Annotated in this window: 14 protein-coding genes; 11 read left to right on the top strand and 3 right to left on the bottom strand. The window is 64.4% G+C overall.

Annotated elements, in window-relative coordinates:
- Positions 1-73 precede the first annotated feature (73 nt).
- A complete protein-coding gene (locus tag U5A58_RS38000) occupies positions 74-850 on the bottom strand; it encodes an enoyl-CoA hydratase (protein ID WP_321965166.1) in 777 nt (258 codons plus the stop codon).
- A 138-nt stretch (positions 851-988) separates the two neighbouring features.
- On the opposite strand from U5A58_RS38000, the gene paaN reads away from it, so the two are divergent.
- The 5 genes from paaN (at position 989) to paaK (ending at position 6,739) form a co-directional block, all read left to right on the top strand.
- Positions 989-2,689, top strand: coding sequence for a phenylacetic acid degradation protein PaaN (gene paaN, locus U5A58_RS37995; RefSeq protein ID WP_321965165.1), 1,701 nt, complete (start codon positions 989-991; stop codon positions 2,687-2,689).
- A 97-nt stretch (positions 2,690-2,786) separates the two neighbouring features.
- Positions 2,787-3,995 (top strand): 3-oxoadipyl-CoA thiolase, encoded by a 1,209-nt coding sequence (gene pcaF, locus U5A58_RS37990; protein ID WP_321965164.1) that lies wholly within the window; start codon positions 2,787-2,789, stop codon positions 3,993-3,995.
- Positions 3,996-4,113: 118 nt separating this feature from the next.
- The gene (gene paaG, locus U5A58_RS37985) at positions 4,114-4,905 is read left to right on the top strand and encodes a 2-(1,2-epoxy-1,2-dihydrophenyl)acetyl-CoA isomerase PaaG (RefSeq protein WP_321915842.1); all 792 of its coding nucleotides are present in this window, start codon (positions 4,114-4,116) and stop codon (positions 4,903-4,905) included.
- Between the two features lies 1 nt (position 4,906).
- Positions 4,907-5,374, top strand: a complete 468-nt coding sequence (gene paaI, locus U5A58_RS37980) for a hydroxyphenylacetyl-CoA thioesterase PaaI (protein ID WP_321965163.1) — start codon at positions 4,907-4,909, stop codon at positions 5,372-5,374.
- Between the two features lie 66 nt (positions 5,375-5,440).
- On the top strand, positions 5,441-6,739 hold the full coding sequence (gene paaK, locus U5A58_RS37975) for a phenylacetate--CoA ligase PaaK (RefSeq protein ID WP_321915844.1): 1,299 nt from the start codon (positions 5,441-5,443) through the stop codon (positions 6,737-6,739).
- A gap of 90 nt (positions 6,740-6,829) precedes the next feature.
- Here paaK and U5A58_RS37970 read toward each other — a convergent pair whose 3' ends face one another.
- On the bottom strand, positions 6,830-8,110 hold the full coding sequence (locus tag U5A58_RS37970; protein WP_321965162.1) for a murein transglycosylase A: 1,281 nt from the start codon (positions 8,108-8,110) through the stop codon (positions 6,830-6,832).
- Between U5A58_RS37970 and U5A58_RS37965 the strand changes: the two genes are divergently transcribed.
- The gene (locus tag U5A58_RS37965; protein ID WP_165822966.1) at positions 8,076-8,219 is read left to right on the top strand and encodes a hypothetical protein; all 144 of its coding nucleotides are present in this window, start codon (positions 8,076-8,078) and stop codon (positions 8,217-8,219) included. The two genes, U5A58_RS37970 and U5A58_RS37965, sit on opposite strands and share 35 nt — an antisense overlap.
- 24 nt (positions 8,220-8,243) lie before the next feature.
- On the opposite strand, the gene apaG is transcribed toward U5A58_RS37965, so the two are convergent.
- Positions 8,244-8,618, bottom strand: coding sequence for a Co2+/Mg2+ efflux protein ApaG (gene apaG / locus U5A58_RS37960; protein WP_321915846.1), 375 nt, complete (start codon positions 8,616-8,618; stop codon positions 8,244-8,246).
- Positions 8,619-8,833: 215 nt separating this feature from the next.
- Here apaG and rpe point away from each other — a divergent pair, with 215 nt between their 5' ends.
- The 5 genes from rpe to trpD all read left to right on the top strand — a co-directional run bounded on the left by rpe (position 8,834) and on the right by trpD (position 13,847).
- Positions 8,834-9,532 (top strand): ribulose-phosphate 3-epimerase, encoded by a 699-nt coding sequence (gene rpe, locus U5A58_RS37955; RefSeq protein ID WP_321915847.1) that lies wholly within the window; start codon positions 8,834-8,836, stop codon positions 9,530-9,532.
- On the top strand, positions 9,529-10,236 hold the full coding sequence (locus U5A58_RS37950; RefSeq protein ID WP_321965161.1) for a phosphoglycolate phosphatase: 708 nt from the start codon (positions 9,529-9,531) through the stop codon (positions 10,234-10,236). Before rpe ends, U5A58_RS37950 begins: the two co-directional genes overlap by 4 nt.
- A 482-nt stretch (positions 10,237-10,718) precedes the next feature.
- Positions 10,719-12,212 carry an anthranilate synthase component I gene (gene trpE / locus U5A58_RS37945; RefSeq protein WP_321915849.1) on the top strand — a complete coding sequence of 498 codons (1,494 nt, stop codon included), beginning with the start codon at positions 10,719-10,721 and terminating at the stop codon, positions 12,210-12,212.
- A gap of 14 nt (positions 12,213-12,226) precedes the next feature.
- Positions 12,227-12,802, top strand: coding sequence for an aminodeoxychorismate/anthranilate synthase component II (locus U5A58_RS37940; protein ID WP_069269170.1), 576 nt, complete (start codon positions 12,227-12,229; stop codon positions 12,800-12,802).
- A gap of 16 nt (positions 12,803-12,818) precedes the next feature.
- Complete coding sequence (gene trpD, locus U5A58_RS37935; RefSeq protein ID WP_321965160.1) at positions 12,819-13,847, top strand: anthranilate phosphoribosyltransferase; 1,029 nt, start codon at positions 12,819-12,821, stop codon at positions 13,845-13,847.
- The last annotated feature ends 27 nt before the right edge of the window (positions 13,848-13,874 follow it).

The raw sequence follows: 13,874 nt of genomic DNA, 5'->3' as shown, positions 1-13,874 counted from the left end.
GACGGCGCCGCGCAAGGGGGTGGCGGAAAATAATTCCGACCGCCGCTCGCAGCGGTCGAATCCCGCCGCGTCGTTACTTGTTCTTGAACGCGGGCTTGCGCTTTTCGACGAAGGCCGCCATCCCTTCCTTTTGATCTTCCGTTGCGAAGAGCGAATGAAACAGGCGACGCTCGAAATGCACGCCCTCTGCGAGCGTGGTCTCGTAGGCGCGGTTGACCGACTCCTTCGCCATCATGACGGCGGGCAAGGAGAATTCGCAGATGGTCGCTGCGGCCGCGAGCGTTTCATTCAGCAAATCCGCAGCCGGAATGACTCGAGATACAAGCCCGGCACGCTCCGCCTCATCCGCACCCATCATCCGCGCGGTCAGGCACAGATCCATTGCCTTGGCTTTCGAAACCGCGCGCGGCAGACGCTGCGTACCACCCGCCCCCGGAATCACGCCCAACTTGATTTCGGGCTGACCGAACTTCGCCGTATCGGCGGCGAAGATCATGTCGCACATCATGGCCAGCTCGCAGCCACCACCTAGCGCGAAGCCGGCAACCGCCGCAATGATCGGCTTGCGAATCGAGCGGATCGTCTCCCAGTTGCGCGTGATGTAGTCGCCTTTGTACACATCCATAAAGGTGTAGGTCGCCATCATCCCGATGTCCGCGCCGGCCGCAAACGCCTTTTCGCTACCCGTGATGACGATCGCACCCACACCCTCATCGGCGTCGAACGCCTTGAGCGCTGCACCCAGTTCGTCCATGAGCGCATCGTTAAGCGCATTGAGCGCCTTTGGCCGGTTCAGCGTGACCAGACCGACCTTGCCGCGCGTCTCGACCAGGATGTTTTCGTACCCCATAGCCCCTCCTTCCATCTAAAGAAAGTCCCCAAAAAAATTTTTTACGCCGAACTTTGACTAATGCTAACATTGCCCAACCAACCGGTCGGTCAATTAATTGATGCGGGCCCTGTCCACCCTCTCTACCAACGTTGAGCCATGACACATTCGCTGTTCGCCAAGCATGAGGGCGCGCTTCAAAAAGCGCTTGCCGCCATTGAGACCCGTGGCTACTGGAGCCCGTTCGCCGAAATGCCTAGCCCCAAAGTGTACGGGGAAACCGCTAGCGCAGATGGCGAAGCCGCCTTCAAGGCCCACCTGAATCGCGCCTTCGAACTCGACCAGCCGTCGACCGGCGAAACTGTCGGCAGCGAGGCCTCGCCGTTCGGCTTCGCGCTCGGCGCGCGCTATCCGAAATCGACGCCTGATCAGTTGATCGAAGCCGCCCAGAACGCCCAGCGCGACTGGCGTGCAGCGGGCCCGCAAGCATGGGCAGGCGTGAGCCTCGAAATTCTCGAGCGCCTGAACCGCGCAAGCTTCGAGATCGCCTTCAGCGTGATGCACACGACCGGCCAGGCGTTCATGATGGCGTTCCAGGCCGGCGGCCCGCACGCTCAGGACCGGGCGCTCGAAGCCGTCGCTTACGCGTACGACCAGTTGCGCCGCATTCCTGCCGATGCGCACTGGGAAAAGCCACAGGGCAAGAACCCGCCGCTCGCGATGCAAAAGCGCTTCACCATCGTGCCGCGCGGCACCGGCCTCGTGCTTGGCTGCTGCACGTTTCCGACCTGGAACGGCTACCCGGGCCTCTTCGCCGATCTCGCGACCGGCAACACCGTTATCGTTAAGCCGCACCCCGGCGCGATCCTGCCGCTCGCGATCACCGTACGTATTGCGCGTGACGTTCTGCGTGAAGCCGGCTTCGATCCGAACATCGTGACCCTGCTCGCCACCGATCCCAACGACGGCGCGCTCGTGCAAGCGCTCGCGCTGCGCCCCGAGATCAAGCTGATCGACTTCACGGGCAGCACGCAAAACGGCGACTGGCTCGAGCGCAATGCGCACCAGGCGCAGGTCTACACGGAAAAGGCCGGCGTGAACCAGATCGTGATCGACTCCGTGGACGACCTGAAGGCCGCCGCCCGCAACATCGCCTTCTCGCTCTCGCTTTACTCGGGCCAGATGTGCACGGCTCCGCAGAATATCTATGTGCCGCGTGACGGCATCCGCACGGCTGAAGGCCAGGTGAGCTTCGAGGCCGTCGCTCAGGCGATTGCCGGCGCCGTGCAGAAGTTCGTGTCCGACCCGGCGCGCGCCGTCGAAGTGCTCGGCGCGATCCAGAATGAAGGCGTGAGCGCTCGCATCGACGAGGCCCGCAAGCTCGGCACCGTGCTCGCCGACAGCCAGACGTTGGAACACCCGCAGTTCGCCGGCGCTCGCGTACGCACGCCGCTCGTGCTTTCGCTCGACGCAGCCCGCGACGCCGCCCAGTTCACACGCGAGTGGTTCGGCCCGATCTCGTTCGTGATCGCCACGGATTCGACCGCCCAGTCGCTCAAGCTGGCCGGCGAGACCGCGCGCGACCACGGCGCGCTCACGCTCTCCGTCTACAGCACGGACGACGCCGTGATCGAAGCGGCTCACGAAGCCGCCATCACCGGCGGCGTGGCACTCTCGATCAACCTGACGGGCGGCGTGTTCGTGAACCAGTCGGCTGCGTTCTCGGACTTCCACGGCACCGGCGCGAACCCCGCGGCGAACGCCGCACTCGCCGACGCCGCCTTCGTGGCGAACCGCTTCCGCGTGGTTCAAAGCCGCGCTCATGTTGAACCGAAAGCGGCCCCCGCGGTAGCCAGCTGAACGGCCTATGCCGTTCGGCCGAATGGCGCCCGATTGCCCATCCCTCTAGCATGCAAGGCGTGAGCGCACTTCTGCGCTCACGCCCCAGGAACCCGAGATGACCGAAGCCTATATCTGCGACGCGATTCGCACCCCGTTCGGCCGCTACGGCGGCGCCCTCAAAGACGTGCGCGCGGACGACCTCGCCGCCGTGCCCATCCGCGCACTCGTAGAGCGCAATCCCGGCGTGGACTGGAGCGCGCTCGACGACGTGCTCTACGGCTGTGCCAACCAGGCCGGCGAGGACAATCGCAACGTCGCGCGCATGGCCGCGCTGCTCGCGGGCCTGCCCACCGACGCGCCGGGCGGCACGCTCAACCGCCTGTGCGGCTCGGGCCTCGACGCTGTGGGCAGTGCCGCACGCGCAATCAAGGCGGGCGAAGCGCGCCTCATGATCGCGGGCGGCGTGGAAAGCATGACGCGCGCGCCGTTCGTCACGGGCAAGGCTGTTTCGGCGTTCTCGCGTGAAGCGGCCATCTATGACACGACCATTGGCTGGCGCTTCGTCAACAAGCTGATGAAGCAACAGTACGGTGTCGATTCAATGCCGGAAACAGCGGAAAACGTCGCCGAGGAATTCAAGATCAATCGCGCCGATCAGGACGCGTTCGCGCTGCGCAGCCAGCAAAAAGCAGCGCGCGCGCAGAAGGACGGCACGCTCGCGCAGGAGATCGTCGCGGTCGAGATTGCGCAAAAGAAGGGCGACCCGGTTCGCGTGACGCTCGACGAGCACCCGCGCGAGACTTCGCTCGAATCGCTCGCCAAGCTCAAGGGCGTCGTGAAGCCGGACGGCACGGTCACGGCGGGCAACGCCTCGGGCGTCAACGACGGCGCCTGCGCCCTGCTGCTCGCCAATGAGGAGGCCGCAAAGCAATATGGCCTGCGTCGCCGCGCGCGCGTACTCGGCATGGCAACCGCTGGCGTCGCGCCGCGCATCATGGGCATCGGCCCCGCGCCCGCTACGCAAAAGCTGCTCAAGCAACTCGGCATGACGCTGGACCAGTTCGACGTGATCGAGCTCAATGAAGCATTCGCCTCGCAAGGTCTCGCCGTGTTGCGCGCACTCGGCATTGCCGACGACGATCCGCGCGTCAACCCGAATGGGGGCGCGATTGCACTGGGCCACCCGCTCGGCGCCTCGGGCGCACGGCTCGTTACAACGGCGCTCCATCAACTGGAGCGCACGAATGGACGTTTCGCGCTTTGCACGATGTGCATCGGCGTCGGCCAGGGCATTGCCCTCGCGATCGAACGCATCGAGGCGTAACACGCGCAGTATCGACCGGCCGCCGGGCGATGCATTCGGCGGTCTCTGGCAGCAAACTGCTTTGCATTGAGCGGGACTCGGCGCTTAAGCGCCAGGTCCTGCCGACAGGAGACAACCGATGCCCTACGATGCGATCCGCGTCGAAATCGACGCATCCACCCGCGTGGCCACGATCACGCTCAACCGGCCCGACAAGCTCAACAGCTTCACGCGTGTCATGCACGCAGAGCTTGCCGCAGCACTCGACGAAGTCGTCGCAGCCGGCGCGCGCGCCCTTGTGCTCACGGGCGCGGGCCGCGGCTTCTGCGCGGGCCAGGATCTCGCCGATCTCGACTTCACGCCGGGGGCGATGACCGACCTGGGCGACCTAATCGACGAGCATTTCAATCCGCTGATCAAGCGGCTGCAAGCGCTGCCGATGCCCGTGATCGCGGCTGTCAATGGCACCGCCGCCGGCGCTGGCGCAAATCTCGCCCTCGCCTGCGACCTCGTGCTCGCCGCACGCTCCGCCAGCTTCATCCAGGCGTTCGTGAAGATCGGCCTCGTGCCCGATTCCGGCGGCACGTGGTTCCTGCCCAAGCGCGTGGGCATGGCGCGCGCACTCGGGCTCGCCATGACCGGCGAAAAACTCGGCGCGGAAAAGGCGGAGAGCTGGGGCCTCGTCTGGCAAGTGACCGACGATGCGGAACTCGCGCAAACGGCCGGCGCGCTCGCCGCACGCCTCGCGCAGCAACCTACGCGCGCCATCGTCGCCACGCGCGAAGCGCTGCGCGCATCGGCCACGAACACGCTCGACCAGCAACTCGATCTCGAACGCGATCTGCAGCGCGAACTGGGCGCGTCGTACGACTACGCGGAAGGCGTCCAGGCCTTCATCGAAAAACGCGCACCACATTTCGAGGGCCGCTGAGATGTCCACGCAAGTCTCGCAACTGCCTGAGCACGACATGTCGCCCGACGAACTCGCCGGCGCGGCCGCGCTAGCAATGTACGAATCCGACGGCTGCACCCGGGCGCTCGGCATGGAACTCCTCGAAGTGCGCGCCGGTTACGCGCGCCTGCGCATGGCCGTGCGGCCCGAGTTCCTGAACGGCCATCAGACCTGCCACGGCGGGATGATTTTCTCGCTCGCGGATTCAGCGTTCGCCTTCGCGTGCAATTCATACAACATCAACACCGTAGCGGCCGGCTGCTCGATCGAGTTCCTGCGTCCCGTCCTGCGCGACGAGGTGTTGACCGCCGAAGCCGTCGAACAGGTGCTATCGGGACGCAACGGGGTCTACGACATCCGCGTGACGAACCGGGCTGGCGAAACCGTCGCGCTTTTCCGAGGCAAGTCCGCGCAGATTCGCGGCAATGTCATTCCAGTCGCAACGTGAAGCGGGTTTCCCCTTCTCGATTCCCTACGCGTCACGAGTAAAGTTCTTAAGATCCAGGAGACACCCATGAGTACCACGCTGCCGCTCGAATCCATCGAAAAGGCGAGCCGCGACGAGCTTGCTGCCCTGCAGCTCGAGCGCCTGAAATGGTCCCTGAACCATGCTTACGAGAATTCGCCGGTCTATCGCCGCAAATTCGACGAAGCAGGCGTGCATCCGTCTCAGGTGCAGTCGCTCGCCGATCTCGCGCGCTTCCCGTTCACCACGAAGAAGGATCTGCGCGATAACTACCCCTTCGGCATGTTCGCCGTGCCGCAAGACCAGATTTCGCGTATCCATGCGTCCTCGGGTACGACGGGCAAGCCCACCGTGGTCGCCTACACGGCGCGCGACATCGACACCTGGGCGAATCTCGTCGCGCGTTCGGTGCGCGCAGCGGGCGCACGGCGCGGCGATAAGGTACACATCAGCTACGGCTACGGACTCTTTACGGGTGGCCTTGGCGCGCACTACGGTGCCGAACGCGCGGGCCTCACGGTCATTCCGTTCGGTGGCGGTCAGACCGAGAAGCAGGTTCAGCTGATCCAGGACTTCCGTCCCGACATCATCATGGTCACGCCGAGCTATATGCTCGCGATCGCCGACGAAATGGAGCGCCAGGGCATCGATCCGCGCACCAGTTCGCTGCGCATCGGCATCTTCGGCGCGGAGCCGTGGACCAACGACATGCGCCGGGCGATCGAAGAACGCATGGGCATCACGGCGGTCGACATCTACGGTCTTTCGGAAGTGATGGGCCCGGGCGTTGCGTCGGAATGCGCGGAAACCAAGGATGGTCCGACGATCTGGGAAGACCACTTCTACCCCGAGATCATCAACCCGGAAACGGGCGAAGTGCTGCCTGACGGCGAATTCGGCGAACTCGTCTTCACCTCGCTCACCAAGGAAGCGCTGCCTATCATCCGTTACCGCACGCGCGACCTCACGCGTCTGTTGCCAGGTACGGCGCGCACCATGCGCCGTATGGAGAAGATCACGGGCCGCTCGGACGACATGCTGATCATCCGCGGCGTGAACGTGTTCCCCACGCAGATCGAGGAACTGCTGCTCAAGCAGCCGGCGCTCGCGCCGCACTATCAGATCGTCCTGACGAAGGAAGGTCCGATGGACGTGATGGCGCTCAACTGCGAACCGTGTCCGGAAACCGCGCCCGATTACGGCGCGCTCGACGCGGCAAGCAAAGCGCTCGCTTACGACATCAAGGCGCTGATCGGCGTGACGTGCAAGGTGAACGTGCTGGAGGTGAACGGCATCGAGCGTTCGGTCGGCAAGGCGAAGCGCGTGATCGACAAGCGGCCGAAGTAAGCGCGGTTCGCAACGCGTAGCAAAAGAAAAAGCCGGCAATCGCCGGCTTTTTCGCTTCACGCTACGTGCGCGCTGAAAACGCTGCCGCACTCACGAGTTCGGAAACAACAGCCACATTCGGCCGCCCTGCTTCATCTTGCCGGCCAGATCGCCGGCGTCGTCGCCAAGACCCCAGAAATAGTCGGCGCGCACGCCGCCCTTGATTGCCGAGCCCGTATCTTGCGCGAACACGAGCCGGTTGAGCGGCGTGTTCGTGAGCGGCCGCGTGGTCTGCAGAAACACCGGCGTGCCAAGCGGAATCGAAGAAGGATCGACGGCAATCGAGCGTTCCGGCGTGAGCGGCACGCCGAGCGCACCGATCGGGCCATCCGACCCACCCTGCGCGTCGCCCTCGGAGCCGCCCATTTCGCGGAAAAACACGAAGCGCGGATTCGTGTCGAGGAGCGCGTCCACGCGCGTCGGGTTCGCGCGCGCCCACGCCTTGATGCCCTGCATGGTCGCCTGCGCGGGCGTGAGTTCGCCGCGGTCGAGCAGCCAGCGCCCAATCGACTTGTACGGCTGGTTGTTGGTGCCGCCAAAACCCACGCGCATCACGCTGCCGTCTTCCATCACGACGCGCCCCGAGCCCTGCACCTGCAGGAAGAACGCTTCGATCGGATCGTCGACCCACACGAGCTCGTTGCCGTTGAGCGCGCCCGAGCGTTCGAGTTGCGCGCGCGCCGGCATCGCGGCGCCCGGACGATAGGCGGACGGCCAGCGATACAGCGCGGTCTGGTAGATGCCGTGACGCGTGCGCGAACCACGCAGCAGCGGCTCGTAGTAGCCGGTCACGAGGCCGTCGAGCGTGCCGTCGGTGTTGGCGAACTGATAGGGGGTGAAATACGTTTCGAAGAATGCCCGAGCGCTCGATGCATCGAGGTCATCGAGCTGCGAGGCGGCCGAGCACGCGCGCTGCCAGCGGGGGTCGCGCGCGAGGCGCGTGCAGTTCGCGCGCAGCGCCGCGGTCACGCCGATCAGCGAGTCGTCCTGCCAGCCCGGCACCTGCTGCCACGCAACCGCCGTGAGACGCTGCGCGGCGAGTTGCGACGGCAGCGTGGGCGCGCCCTTGGGCGGGGCGTTACGAACGTAGCTCGGGCCACCGCATGCGGCAAGCAAGGCCGCCAGCGAAACGGCACCCAACCAGCCGCCTAACCGGCCACCCAATCGGACCAACCCGCGCCGAAGCGCTGACCCCGCGCGATATTCCGCCTTTGTGAATCCCGGCATCACCGGGTCATTACGACCTGAATCGACGTCAAAATCACGCCTACAATACTGGCTCTCGATGGATGCCGCCATGTCAGAACTGCTCGACGAATACCCGATGCTCATGTTTGGTCTGGAAGCGCTCCTTGCGCTGTTCCTGCTGATTTTCATCGTTGTGTGGACCGCGTCCGGCAGGAAGAAACAAGCCTCGCGCGACGACCGGCGTCAGGACTAGCAGACCCCGAATTCGCGCCGCGGTTCAATGCAGCGTGCGCGGCATGCGCAACACGAACTCGGGCACGGGCGCCTCGAAACGCTCGGCGTCCTCGGCTACACAGAAGTACTCGCCGCGCATGGTGCCCACCGGGGTCGCGATCACGGCCCAGCTCGTGTACTCGAACTGCTCGCCCGGCTTCAAGAGCGGCTGATGGCCGACCACGCCGAGCCCCTTCACTTCCTGCACCTGATTTTCGCTGTCGGTGATCACCCAGTGGCGTGCAATGAGCTGGGCGCTCACCTGACCGGTATTGCGAATGGTCAACGTGTACGCGAAGGCATATTGCCGGCGCTCCGGGTCCGATTCTTCGGGCAGGTAGCGCACCTGCGACGTCACGCTGAATTCGTACTGGCTCATCCTTGTTCCATTCGCCCGGGTGCGGCTGAGTGCGTTGACTGAGACGCCCGCGCAGCAAGGCGCTCGCGAGCGCGCCGCGAGGCGCGGCACATGGTTTGGCATTCTGCTTGATGCAACGGGCACCCGCAACCCGGCGCAGCCCGTGGCGGCCGCCGCGAACGGCTCTCCTACTGACGGTAAAATACGGTTTTTCCGACAGTTTTTCGATGGCCGCCATGACGCAATTCCGCATCGCCCCCAGCATTCTCTCCGCCGACTTCGCGCGTCTTGGCGAGGAAGTCCGCAATGTCGTCGCCGCCGGCGCCGACTGGATCCACTTCGACGTGATGGACAACCATTACGTGCCGAACCTCACTATCGGCCCGCTGGTGTGCGAGGCGATTCGCCCGCACGTGAACGTACCGATCGACGTGCATCTGATGGTGCGCCCGGTCGATCGCATCGTGCCCGACTTCGCCAAGGCCGGCGCGAACCTCATCAGCTTCCACCCGGAAGGCTCGGACCATATCGACCGCACGCTCTCGCTGATCCGCGACCACGGCTGCAAGGCGGGCCTCGTGTTCAACCCGGCCACGCCGCTGAACTATCTCGACCACGTGATGGACAAGGTCGACCTCGTGCTCATCATGTCGGTGAATCCTGGCTTCGGCGGGCAGTCGTTCATTCCGGAGGCGCTCAACAAGCTGCGTGAGGCCCGCGCGAAGATCGACGCCTACACGGCGCGCACGGGCCGCGAAATCCACCTCGAAGTGGACGGCGGCGTAAAGGTGGACAACATCGCCGAAATCGCGGCGGCAGGCGCAGACACCTTCGTGGCGGGCTCGGCGATCTTCGGCAAGCCGGACTACAAGGCCGTGATCGATCAGATGCGCGCGCAGCTCGCAAGCGTTGCCAACGCCGCAACCGCGAAATGAACGCCCCTGTCCGATTCACCGCGCCGCGCATCGAAGCGGCGCTGATCGACCTGGACGGCACGATGGTCGACACCGCCGACGACTTCGCCGCCGGCCTGAACGGCATGCTCGCGCAACTCGACGCCGAGGAAACCACGCGCGAGGAAGTGATGGGCTACGTGGGCAAGGGCTCGGAGCACCTGATCCGCAGCGTGCTTGCGCCGCGCTTTGCGGCCGACAACGTGGAGGCACGCTTCGACGAAGCGCTCGCGCTCTACCAGGACGAGTACGCGAAGATCAACGGCCGCCATACGCATCTGTACCCGGAGGTCGAAGCGGGCCTTGCTGCGCTGCGCGACCAGGGCATCAAGCTCGCGTGCGTGACCAACAAGCCGCACCGCTTCGCCGTTGAGCTTTTGCAGCAATACGGCCTCGCGGCGTACTTCGAAGTGGTGATCGGCGGCGACAGCCTGGCGAAGAAGAAACCGGACCCGCTGCCGATGCTCACGGCGTGCGAGCGCCTGGGCGTTGCGCCCGCAGCGGCGGTGGCGATCGGCGATTCGGAGAACGATGCGATTGCGGGCCGCGCGGCCGGCATGGCCACGCTCACGGTGCCCTACGGCTACAACCACGGCCAACCTGTACAAAAAATTGAATCGGATGGTATAGTTGCCTCGCTGCTCGACGCCGCCAAGGCGGTCGCAGCGCACAATGATCTGACTTAAGTTCTCAACTGAACGTCAACTATCCTCATGTTTCTGAATAAAAAACGGAGTCTGAGCACGATCGACCGGGGAGCCTGGCCCTGGCGTCGCTGGTCGCGCTAACCTCACCCGAGGTTCGCTGAAGTTGCGTATTCGTTCGTCTTCAGCACCGTTTTTTACTTCGCTGCGCACTCGCGCGTGTCTCGACTCTAAACTGTTGCAGTAACCCGTCGGCTGGTCTCGCCGTTGGCTTTCGTGGTCCTTGCGTATTGTTTCGCCGTTCGTGGCGAAGTGCGCGAGGCGCGAGCGGCTACGCCTCACCGTCCGTCGATGTACTGCACGCCGGCCCGGCAGGCGCTTTAATGCGCTTATCGGGCAGCACGAGCGAGCGCCAGCGGCCATCTAGCACTCAAAAACAAACGCCTCGCGCTCACCGCGCGCCCCGTTTTGAGCCGCACTGGGCCCGCACCCGCCGCGACCGGCAGCACGAACAGGATCGGAACATGACCGAACTCGAATTTCAGTCCCTCGCCAACGAGGGCTACAACCGCATCCCGCTGATCGCCGAAGCGCTCGCCGATCTCGAAACGCCGCTTTCGCTGTACCTCAAGCTCGCGCAACCCGAGCGCGGCGGCGCCAACTCTTTCCTGCTGGAGTCCGTGGTGGGCGGGGAGCGCTTCGGGCGCTACTCGTTCATCGGCCTGCCCGCGCGCTCGCTGATCCGTACGCGCAACGGCGTTTCGGAAGTCGTGCGCGACGGCCAGGTGATCGAGACGCATCACGAAGATCCGCTCGAATTCATCGCGAAGTACCAGGCGCGCTTCAAGGTCGCGCAGCGTCCGGGCTTGCCGCGATTCTGCGGCGGTCTCGCAGGCTACTTCGGCTACGACGCGGTGCGCTACATCGAGAAAAAGCTCGCCGACACCTGCCCGACCGACGATCTCGGCTTGCCCGACATCCAGTTGCTGCTGACCGAAGAAGTCGCCGTGATCGACAATCTCGCGGGCAAGCTCTACCTGATCGTCTACGCCGACCCGCAAACGCCCGAGGCCTACACGAAGGCGAAACATCGCCTGCGCGAACTCAAGCAGCGCCTGCGCACCACGGTGCAGCCGCCCGTGACGAGCGCGAGCGTGCGCACCGAAACGTTCCGCGAATTCAAGAAGGACGATTACCTCGCCGCCGTGCGCAAGGCGAAGGAATACATCGCGGCGGGCGAACTGATGCAGGTTCAAGTGGGCCAGCGCCTCACGAAGCCGTATCGCGACAACCCGCTTTCGCTCTACCGCGCACTGCGTTCGCTGAACCCTTCGCCGTACATGTACTACTACAACTTCGGCGAATTCCACGTGGTGGGCGCGTCGCCGGAAATTCTCGTGCGCCAGGAAAAGCGCGGCGAGGACCGCATCGTGACGATCCGGCCGCTCGCAGGCACTCGCCCGCGCGGCAACACGCCCGAGCGCGACGCCGAACTCGCGACCGAACTGCTCAACGACCCGAAGGAAATCGCCGAGCACGTCATGCTGATCGACCTCGCGCGCAACGACGTGGGCCGTATCGCCGAAATCGGCTCGGTGAGCGTGACCGACAAGATGATCATCGAAAAGTACTCGCACGTGCAGCACATCGTGAGTTCGGTGGAGGGCAAGCTCAAGCCCGGCATGAACAACTTCGACGTGCTGCGCGCCACCTTCCCGGCCGGCACGCTCTCGGGCGCGCCGAAGGTGCGCGCGATGGAACTGATCGACGAACTCGAACCCGTGAAGCGCGGCCTGTACGGCGGTGCCGTGGGCTATCTCTCGTTCAACGGCGAAATGGACCTCGCCATCGCGATCCGCACCGGCCTCATCCACAACGGCAATCTGTATGTGCAGGCCGCCGCGGGCGTGGTTGCGGATTCGGTGCCCGAGTCCGAATGGCAGGAAACCGAGAACAAGGCGCGCGCCGTGCTGCGCGCCGCCGAGCAGGTGCAGGACGGCCTCGACAGCGACTTCTGAGCGGAGAAAAGACCATGTTGCTCATGATCGACAACTACGATTCGTTTACCTACAACATCGTCCAGTACTTCGGCGAGCTTGGCGAAGACGTTCATACGTACCGTAACGACGAAATCACCATCGACGAAATCGCGAAGCTCAATCCTGCGCGCATCTGCCTCTCGCCGGGACCGAGCAACCCGCAGCACGCGGGCATCACGCTCGACGTGCTGCGCGAATTCGCGGGCAAGACGCCGATTCTCGGCGTGTGCCTCGGTCATCAGGCGATTGGCGAGGCGTTCGGCGGCCGCGTCGTGCGCGCGAAGACCATCATGCATGGCAAGGTGAGCCAGATCGAAACCGACTGCAAAGGCGTGTTCGCCGACCTGCCGAAGCACTTCAACGTCACGCGCTACCACTCGCTCGCCATCGAGCGCGAATCGCTGCCCGACTGCCTGGAAGTGTCGGCGTGGACCGACGACGGCGAAATCATGGGCGTGCGTCACCGCGAACTTGCAGTGGAAGGCGTGCAGTTCCATCCGGAGTCGATTCTCTCGGAGCACGGCCACGCGCTGTTCGAGAACTTCCTTAAGCAAACCAAGAGCGCCTAACCCGGAGGCCACCCACATGATTACCCCGCAGGAAGCGCTCCAACGCACGATCGAGCATCGCGAGATTTTTCACGACGAGATGCTCCATCTCATGCGCCTCATCATGCGCGGCGAGCTTTCGCCCGTGCTTTCGGCCGCCATCATCACCGGCCTGCGCGTGAAGAAGGAAACCATCGGCGAGATCACCGCCGCTGCGACCGTGATGCGCGAGTTCGCGAATCACGTCGAGGTGAAGGACAACTCGAACTTCATCGACATCGTCGGCACGGGCGGCGATGGTTCGCACACCTTTAATATCTCCACGGCTTCGATGTTCGTCGTCGCCGCGGCGGGCGCGAAGGTCGCCAAGCACGGCAATCGTGGCGTATCGAGTAAGTCGGGCAGCGCGGACGTGCTCGAAGCGCTCGGCGTGAACATCGATCTGCAGCCGGATCAGGTGGCCGCGTCGATCGCCGAAACGGGCATGGGCTTCATGTTCGCGCCCAATCATCATCCCGCGATGAAGAACATCGCCGCCGTGCGCCGCGAGCTTGGCGTGCGTACGATCTTCAACATCCTCGGGCCGCTCACGAATCCGGCCGGCGCGCCGAATCAGCTGATGGGCGTGTTTCATCCGGACCTCGTCGGCATTCAGGTGCGCGTGATGGAGCGTCTGGGCGCCAAACACGTGTGCGTCGTGTACGGCAAGGACGGCATGGACGAGGTGTCGCTCGGTGCGGCCACGCTCGTGGGCGAGTTGAAGGACGGTCAGATTCGCGAGTACGAGATTCATCCCGAAGACTTCGGCATGCAGATGGTCTCGAACCGTTCGCTCAAGGTCGAAAATGCCGATGAATCGAAAGCGATGCTGCTCGGCGCGCTCTCGAACGAAGCGGGCACCGCGCGCGAGATCGTCGCGTTGAACGCGGGCACGGCGCTCTACTCGGCGAACGTGGCCAACTCGATCGCCGAAGGCATCGCGCTTGCGCGTGAAACCCTCGCCAGCGGCCGCGCGCGCGCGAAAGTCGACGAACTGGTACGCTTCACGCAACAGTTCAAACGCTGATCCAGCACCGTTTTTTGCCTCCGAACA

Source organism: Paraburkholderia sp. J7 (assembly GCF_905220155.1).
Lineage (GTDB): Bacteria > Pseudomonadota > Gammaproteobacteria > Burkholderiales > Burkholderiaceae > Paraburkholderia.
This window is presented reverse-complemented; position numbering and strand designations above follow the sequence as displayed.

Excerpts from the sequence above, each read along its gene's own strand:
- paaI (WP_321965163.1), top strand. The coding sequence starts at position 4,907 with ATGTCCACGCAAGTCTCGCAACTGCCTGAGCACGACATGTCGCCCGAC.
- U5A58_RS37940 (WP_069269170.1), top strand. The coding sequence starts at position 12,227 with ATGTTGCTCATGATCGACAACTACGATTCGTTTACCTACAACATCGTC.
- pcaF (WP_321965164.1), top strand. The coding sequence starts at position 2,787 with ATGACCGAAGCCTATATCTGCGACGCGATTCGCACCCCGTTCGGCCGC.
- paaG (WP_321915842.1), top strand. The coding sequence starts at position 4,114 with ATGCCCTACGATGCGATCCGCGTCGAAATCGACGCATCCACCCGCGTG.
- trpD (WP_321965160.1), top strand. The coding sequence starts at position 12,819 with ATGATTACCCCGCAGGAAGCGCTCCAACGCACGATCGAGCATCGCGAG.
- apaG (WP_321915846.1), bottom strand. The coding sequence starts at position 8,618 with ATGAGCCAGTACGAATTCAGCGTGACGTCGCAGGTGCGCTACCTGCCC.
- rpe (WP_321915847.1), top strand. The coding sequence starts at position 8,834 with ATGACGCAATTCCGCATCGCCCCCAGCATTCTCTCCGCCGACTTCGCG.
- U5A58_RS37970 (WP_321965162.1), bottom strand. The coding sequence starts at position 8,110 with ATGAGCATCGGGTATTCGTCGAGCAGTTCTGACATGGCGGCATCCATC.
- trpE (WP_321915849.1), top strand. The coding sequence starts at position 10,719 with ATGACCGAACTCGAATTTCAGTCCCTCGCCAACGAGGGCTACAACCGC.
- U5A58_RS38000 (WP_321965166.1), bottom strand. The coding sequence starts at position 850 with ATGGGGTACGAAAACATCCTGGTCGAGACGCGCGGCAAGGTCGGTCTG.
- paaK (WP_321915844.1), top strand. The coding sequence starts at position 5,441 with ATGAGTACCACGCTGCCGCTCGAATCCATCGAAAAGGCGAGCCGCGAC.
- U5A58_RS37950 (WP_321965161.1), top strand. The coding sequence starts at position 9,529 with ATGAACGCCCCTGTCCGATTCACCGCGCCGCGCATCGAAGCGGCGCTG.
- paaN (WP_321965165.1), top strand. The coding sequence starts at position 989 with ATGACACATTCGCTGTTCGCCAAGCATGAGGGCGCGCTTCAAAAAGCG.
- U5A58_RS37965 (WP_165822966.1), top strand. The coding sequence starts at position 8,076 with ATGTCAGAACTGCTCGACGAATACCCGATGCTCATGTTTGGTCTGGAA.